Source organism: Knoellia aerolata DSM 18566 (genome assembly GCF_000768695.1).
Classification (GTDB): Bacteria; Actinomycetota; Actinomycetes; order Actinomycetales; family Dermatophilaceae; genus Knoellia; species Knoellia aerolata.
In genome coordinates this window covers 1-6,894 of record NZ_AVPL01000096.1, presented here as the reverse complement: position 1 = coordinate 6,894, position 6,894 = coordinate 1, and the positions used below count along the sequence as shown (strand labels likewise).

The 6,894-nt window shown below is 73.9% G+C and carries 6 protein-coding genes; 4 read left to right on the top strand and 2 right to left on the bottom strand.

The features are described from left to right. The first annotated feature begins 118 nt into the window (after nucleotides 1–118). From N801_RS18195 to N801_RS18180, 4 genes are read left to right on the top strand one after another with little or no spacing between them, the layout of a single operon-like run. Nucleotides 119–1,246 (top strand): energy-coupling factor transporter transmembrane component T, encoded by a 1,128-nt coding sequence (locus tag N801_RS18195; protein WP_052113294.1) that lies wholly within the window; start codon nucleotides 119–121, stop codon nucleotides 1,244–1,246. Continuing rightward, the gene (locus tag N801_RS18190; protein WP_245618507.1) at nucleotides 1,243–2,877 is read left to right on the top strand and encodes an ABC transporter ATP-binding protein; all 1,635 of its coding nucleotides are present in this window, start codon (nucleotides 1,243–1,245) and stop codon (nucleotides 2,875–2,877) included. Before N801_RS18195 ends, N801_RS18190 begins: the two co-directional genes overlap by 4 nt. Beyond that, nucleotides 2,874–3,722, top strand: a complete 849-nt coding sequence (locus tag N801_RS18185; protein WP_035940724.1) for an ECF transporter S component — start codon at nucleotides 2,874–2,876, stop codon at nucleotides 3,720–3,722. Before N801_RS18190 ends, N801_RS18185 begins: the two co-directional genes overlap by 4 nt. A gap of 30 nt (nucleotides 3,723–3,752) precedes the next feature. Beyond that, on the top strand, nucleotides 3,753–4,292 hold the full coding sequence (locus tag N801_RS18180; protein ID WP_035940723.1) for an NUDIX hydrolase family protein: 540 nt from the start codon (nucleotides 3,753–3,755) through the stop codon (nucleotides 4,290–4,292). Nucleotides 4,293–4,299: 7 nt separating this feature from the next. Here N801_RS18180 and N801_RS18175 read toward each other — a convergent pair whose 3' ends face one another. Together N801_RS18175 and eccCb are read right to left on the bottom strand one after the other, a co-directional pair. After that, entirely contained in the window at nucleotides 4,300–5,064 is a 765-nt protein-coding gene (locus tag N801_RS18175; protein ID WP_035940722.1) for a lysophospholipid acyltransferase family protein, read from the bottom strand. A 24-nt stretch (nucleotides 5,065–5,088) separates the two neighbouring features. Next, nucleotides 5,089–6,894 (bottom strand): type VII secretion protein EccCb (gene eccCb / locus N801_RS18170; protein WP_035940721.1); only part of this gene is annotated, 1,806 nt, incomplete at its 5' end.

Below are 6,894 nucleotides of genomic sequence, written 5' to 3'. Positions count from 1 at the left end.
CTCGTCGGCGGCGGTGTGCTGCTGGCCGGCCTCGCCGCGGCCGTCGCCGTGGTCGCCGTCCGACGCCGCCCGACGGGGTGAGCGGCCGCGAGGTCGCGCACCCCGGCAGGATGACGCCATGAGCCCGGCCCTCCCCCGCTCGGTCCACCCGGTCGCGTGGTGGGGCTGGGCCCTCGGGCTGGCCGTGGCGGTGAGCGCGGTGACGAACCCGTTCCTCCTCCTCGCCGCTCTCGGCGTCGCCGCCCTCGTCGTGACCTCGCGGCGCGGCAGCTCACCGTGGGCGAGGTCGTTCCGGCTCTACCTCTGGCTGGGCGTCTTCATCGTCCTCGTCCGCACCGTGCTCCACGTCCTCGTCGGCCTCAAGACCGGGGACACCGTCGTCCTCCCCCTCCCCGAGGTGACGCTGCCCTCCTGGGCCGCCGGCATCGACGTCCTCGGTGACGTCCGCCTCGAGGGCCTGCTCCGGGCGGTCACCGACGGGCTCCGGCTCGCCGTGATGATCGCCTGCATCGGCGCCGCCAACGCCTTGGCCAACCCGAAAAGGCTCCTGCGCAGCCTCCCCGGCGCGCTGAGCGAGATCGGCTCCGCCGTCGTCGTCACCATCACCGTGGCCCCGCAGCTGGCCGACAGCGTCCAGCGGGTGATGCGCGCGCGGGCCCTGCGCGGCGACACCGCCCGCGGCATCCGGGCGCTGCCCCGCATCGCCCTGCCGGTGCTCGAGGACACGCTCGACCGCTCCCTCATGCTCGCCTCCGCGATGGACTCCCGCGGCTACGGCCGTCGTCGGGTGGTGACCCCGGGCGCACGCGCCCTCACGTCGGTGTGCACCCTCGGCGGCCTGCTCGCGAGCGCCATCGGCATCTACGGGATCCTCGACTCCTCGACCCCCGGGTGGCTCGGAGCGCCCGCGCTCCTCACCGGGGCCGCCCTCTCCCTGGCCGGCATCTGGCTCGGGGGACGCGCGAACGCCCGCTCCACGTACCGGCCGGACCCGTGGCGGGCGGCCGAGTGGCTCGCCGTGGGCTCCGGCGTCGCCGCCGCGGTCGCCGTCCGGGTCGTCCTGCGCGCCGACGCGGCCTCCCTCGGGATGCCGCTCGACCCCCTCTCGGTGCCGGCGCTGCCGCTCGTCGCCGTGACGGGCCTGCTCGTGGCGGCCCTGCCGGCGTTCCTCACACCGCCCCCGCCGCCCCCGGCGACGCGGGGCACGACGACGCGGACCGCCCCCATCCCGGTGGTGGCGACATGAGCACGCCTGTGGTCCAGCTCGACCGGGTGAGCGTCACCTTCGACGGAGCTCCGGGGCCCACCCTGCGGGACGTCTCGCTGCGCATCGACGAGGGTGAGCTCGTCCTCGTCGTGGGCCGCACCGGCTCGGGCAAGTCCACGCTGCTCGGAACCATCACCGGGCACGTCCCTCACTTCACCGGCGGCACGCTCGCCGGGCACGTTCGCCTCCTCGGACGCGACACGCGCGAGCACCGCCCCCGCGACCTCGCCGACCTCGTGGGGGTCGTCGGCCAGGACCCGCTCGCCGGGTTCGTCACGGACACCGTCGAGGAGGAGCTCGCCTACGGCATGGAGCAGCTGGGCCTCGGGGCCGCGACGATGCGCAAGCGGGTCGAGGAGACGCTCGACGTCCTCGGGATCGCCGACCTGCGCGGTGCCGCGCTGCGCGAGCTGTCGGGCGGCCAGCAGCAGCGCGTCGCCATCGGCTCCGTGCTCACCGCCCACCCCCGCGTCATCGTCCTCGACGAGCCCACGTCGGCCCTGGACCCCACCGGCGCCGAGGACGTCCTCGCGACCATCACCCGGCTCGTCCACGACCTCGCCGTGACCGTCGTCGTCGCCGAGCACCGGATCGAGCGCGTCCTCCAGTACGCCGACACCGTCGTCCACGTCGGCACCGACGGTGTCGTCACCCAGGGCGACCCGGCGACGGCGATGGTCACCGCCGACGTCGCACCCCCGGTCGTCGAGCTCGGTCGCTGGGCCGGCTGGTCGCCGCTCCCCCTGTCGGTGCGTGACGCCCGCCGCCGCGCCACCGCGTGGCGCTCCCTCGCGCCGAGGCACCCGGACCGCATCCCGACCGACGGCCCGACCCTCGTCGAGGCCCGCGACGTCGTCATCACGCACGGCCCGGTCGTCGCGGTCGCCGGGGTGGACCTCACCCTGCGCGGCGGCGAGGTCACGGCGCTCATGGGTCGCAACGGCGCCGGCAAGTCCTCACTCCTCTGGGGGCTGCAGGGCTCGGGCGACCTCCGCTCCGGCAGCGTCCGCGTGCACGCCACCGACGGGCCGAGGGACGGCGTCGACGTCCACCGCCTCGACGCCGCGCAGCGACGCCGTCACGTCGGGCTCGTCCCCCAGTCGGCCGCCGACCTGCTCTACCTCGACTCGGTCGGCGCCGAGTGCGTCCAGGCCGACCGCGAGAGCGGGCGGGAGGCGGGCACCTGCCGCGGCCTGCTCGACGGACTGGCACCCGGCGTCCCCGACGACCGCCACCCCCGGGACCTCTCGGAGGGTCAGCGGCTCGCCGTCGTCCTCGCCGTCCAGCTCACCGCCGACCCACCGGTGCTCCTCCTCGACGAACCCACGCGCGGGCTCGACTACGCCGGCAAGGCGGCGCTGCGCCGGTCGCTGCACGACCTCACCGCCCGTGGCCGCAGCGTCGTCGTCTCCACGCACGACGTCGAGTTCGTCGCCGAGACCGCGGACCGGGTCGTCGTCCTGGCCGCCGGGGAGGTCGTCGCCGACGGGCCCACCCGTGAGGTCGTCGTCTCCAGCCCGGCCTTCGCCCCGCAGGTCGCGAAGATCACCGCACCCCAGCCGTGGCTCACCGTCGACGACGTCCGGTATGCCGTGGGTGCGCCCTCGTGACCGCCCTCGCGCCCGCGCCCGCGCCCGGCCGTCGCCGGGAGCGGACCCGTGCCGTCCGCCTGCGCCCGCGCTCGACCCTCGCCATCGTGGCCGTGAGCCTCGCGGGCGTGGTCGCCTTCGGGTGGCCGCTCATCGTCGACCCGGGGACCGCCTTCGCCCACTCGACCGACGCGCCCCTGCTCTTCTCGCTCCTCATGCCGCTGCTCCTCGCCGTGGTGCTGGCCGAGGTGTCCGAGGGCGGGCTCGACGTCAAGGCCATCGCGATGCTCGGTGTCCTCTCCGCGGTCGGCGCGGCGCTGCGACCGGTGGGGGCCGGCACCGCGGGACTCGAGACCGTGTTCTTCCTGCTCATCCTCGGAGGACGGGTCTTCGGCGCCGGCTTCGGCTTCGTCCTCGGCGCGACGACGCTGTTCGCGTCCGCGCTCATCACCGGGGGCGTCGGACCCTGGCTGCCCTTCCAGATGCTCGGCGCCGCCTGGGTCGGCCTCGGTGCGGGCCTGTTGCCCCCGCTGCGGGGACGGGCCGAGATCGCCCTGCTCGCGGCATACGGAGCGGTGTCCGGGCTGCTCTACGGCATCGCCCTCAACCTCATGTTCTGGCCGTTCACGACCGGGCCGGGCGGCGGGCTGTCCTTCGTCGCGGGGGCGCCGGTGCTCGAGAACCTGCACCGCTTCGTCGTCTTCTCGTTCGCGACCTCGCTCGGCTGGGACATCGGCAGGGCGGTCACGAACATCGCGCTCGTCGGCCTCACCGGCAGCGTCGTGCTCCGCACCCTGCGGCGGGCGGCCCGCAAGGCCGCCTTCGAGGCGCCGGTCGAGTTCGTCCCGGCGACCACGCGCGACTGACCGACCGGGTCCACTGGCACAATCGCCGCCATGAGTCATCTCGAGCTGGACGCGACCCGAGCCTGGCTGAGCCGCGAGGAGCTCGACAGCGCCCGTGAGCGGCTGCCGATCCTCTACGTCGACGCCGTGCCCGTCCGGGTCGACGAGCGCGGCTCGGTCGTGGCCGTGGGCCTGCTGCTGCGTGCGTCCGACGACGGCGACATCCAGCGCGAGCTCGTCTCCGGGCGGGTGCTCTACCACGAGCGTGTGCGCGACGCCCTGCTCCGGCACCTGGAGAAGGACCTCGGGCCGATGGCGCTGCCGCGGGTGCCGACCTCGCCGGTGCCGTTCACCGTGGCGGAGTACTTCCCCACCCCGGGCGTGACACCGTTCCACGACCCGCGCCAGCACGCGGTGTCACTGGCGTTCGTCGTCCCCGTCGCCGGCGACTGCGCGCCCCAGCACGACGCGCTCGACCTCGCCTGGCTCACGCCCGACGAGGCCCTCGCGCCCGGCGTCCTCGCCGAGATGGAGCGCGGCCACGGCGTCCTGCTGCGTCAGGCGCTCGGCCACCTCGGCCACCCGGTCTGACCGGTCCTCAGCCGCGGCGCTTCTTGTTGAACTTGTCGACGGTGCGGCTCATGTCGTGGGCGTCCTCGGCGGCGGCCTCCTCGGGCGTCGGAGCCCGGCCACCCAGCCGCGCGGGCTGGAAGACGAGGTCGTCCCCGGTGAGCGTCGGGTAGGCCGCCTGCTGCTGCCGGAGCTGGCCCTCCATGACCGCCTGCAGCCGCTTCGTCGCCTCGGCACGGTTCTCGTCGGGACCCACGTGGAACGGCTCGCCGATCATGATGAAGATCGGGATGTTGCTGCGCCCGAGGTGCTTCGGGGTGTTCTTGCTCCACACCCGCTGCGAGCCCCAGATCGTCGTCGGCAGGATCGGGACCCCGGCCTCCTGCGCCATCCGCACCGCGCCCGGCTTGAACTCCTTGAGGTCGAACGAGCGCGACATCGTCGCCTCCGGGAAGACCCCGACGACCTCGCCGTCCTTGAGCGCCTGCACCGCACGCATGAACGAGGCCTTGCCGTCACGCCGGTCGACGGGGATGTGCTTCATCCCGCGCATGAGCGGCCCGGCGACCGGGTGCGAGAAGATCGACGTCTTCGCCATGAAGCGGACGAGACGCCGCGACGGATGGGCCGCGAGGCCGGCATACGTGAAGTCGAAGTACCCGGTGTGGTTGATCGCCATCACGGCGCCGCCCACGCGGGGCACGTGCTCGGCGCCCTCGATCCGGAACTTCAGCCCCTGAGCGAGGAACACGGCGCGAGCCGCAGTGATGACCGGGGTGTAGACAGGTTCCATGGGGCGAGCCTACGGCCCCGTGGGTCAGCCGTGCTGCGCCGGCAGCCACGCCAGCTGGACGACCTGGTTGCCCTCGTCGCGGGTGACGAGACGTCCTCGGCCGGCCGGCTGGAGGGATCCCTTGACGGTGCCGATGAGGGCGCCCTCGTCGGGCGGGGAGCTCAGCATGATGCCCGGGGTGGCGAGGTCGCGCAGCGCCTGCAGCACCGGCTCGTAGCTGGCCCGCGAGGCGCCACCGGCCCTGCGCGTCACGACGAGGTGGAGGCCGACGTCGGCCGCCTGGGCGAGCAGCGGGACGAGGGGGCGCAGGGGTGAGCCCGCCGACGTGACGACGAGGTCGTAGTCGTCCACGAGGATGAAGGCCTCCGAGCCGGACCACCAGGAGCGGGCACGGAGCTGCTCCGGCGTGACGTCCGGGCCGGGGAGGCGGGTGCGCAGGAAGGCGGTGAGGCCCTCGATCTCCGCGGTGACCTGCTCCTCGGTCGTCATGTACTCGGCGACGTGGTCCTGCGGCAGCTCTCCCAGCAGGGCCCGGCGGTAGTCGACGACGAACAGCTTGGCCTGCGCCGGGGTGTAGAGGCGCGCGATCTCGCTGGAGTAGGCCCGCAGCATCGAGGACTTGCCCGAGTCGGTGTCGCCGAAGAGGTAGAGGTGGGACTCCTCCGTGACGTCGACTCCGACCGGCTCGAGGTTGCTCTCGTTGATGCCGAGCAGCACCCGCCGGTCGTCGGGACCGGCCTGCGCGCGGATCGTCTCGAGGCTGATCTGCTCGGGCAGGAGGCGGAGCTTGGGCCCCGGCGGACCCGTCCAGGCGGCGCTCACCCTGGCGACGAGGTCGTCGACGCCCTCGCCGAGGTCCTCGACGCTCCCGGAGCCGTCGACCCGCGGTATGCCGGCGAGGAAGTGGTGCTTCGTCGTCGTGATCCCGCGTCCCGGACGGCCCTTGGGCACGTTCGCGGCGAGCTTGCGGTCGATCTCGGAGTCGCCCGGGTCGCCGAGACCGAGCTCGACCCGCGTGCCGAGCATGTCGCGGATCTGCATGCGGAAGTCCATCCAGCGCGACGTCGTGATGACGACGTGGATCCCGAAGGTGAGCCCTCGTCCGGCGATGCCGCTGATCGCGTGCTCGAGCTCGTCGAACTCGGCGCGGATGGTCGGCCACCCGTCGACGACGAGGAAGATGTCGCCGTAGCCGTCGTCGGCCCGGCCCTCCGCGCGGCGGCGGCGGTAGGTCTCGATGGAGTCGATGCCACTGGCCCGGAAGTAGGCCTCGCGGCGGTCGATGATGCTCGAGATCTCCGCGACCGTGCGACGGACGATGTCGGGCTCGTTGCGGTTGGCGACGCCCGCGACGTGGGGCAGCCCCGCGAAGGGCGTGAACGTCCCGCCGCCGAAGTCGAGGATGTAGAACTGCGTCTCGAGCGGGGTGGTGGTGAGCGCGATCGAGGCGACGAGGCTGCGCAGGAAGGTGCTGCGACCGGTGCGCGGCCCACCCACGACGGCGACGTGACCGGCGGCCCCGCCGAGGTGCAGGGTGAAGATCTCGCGTCGCTGCTCGAGCGGGCGGTCGACGATGCCCATCGGGAAGACGTAGGCACCGCGGTCGCGCCAGCGCTGGCTGACGAGCCCGAGCCGCGGGTCCACCGTGAGGTCCCCGAGGAGCTGGTCCATCGAGTTCGGGACGTCCAGCGGCGGCAGCCACACCTGGTGGGCGGGGCGGCCCTGGCCCCTCATCCGGGCGACGGCGATGTCGAACACGGCCCGGGTCTCCTCGGGCTCGTGGGCCGGCTGCGGCTCCTCCTCGACGCGAGGCATCGCGGAGACGGCCCT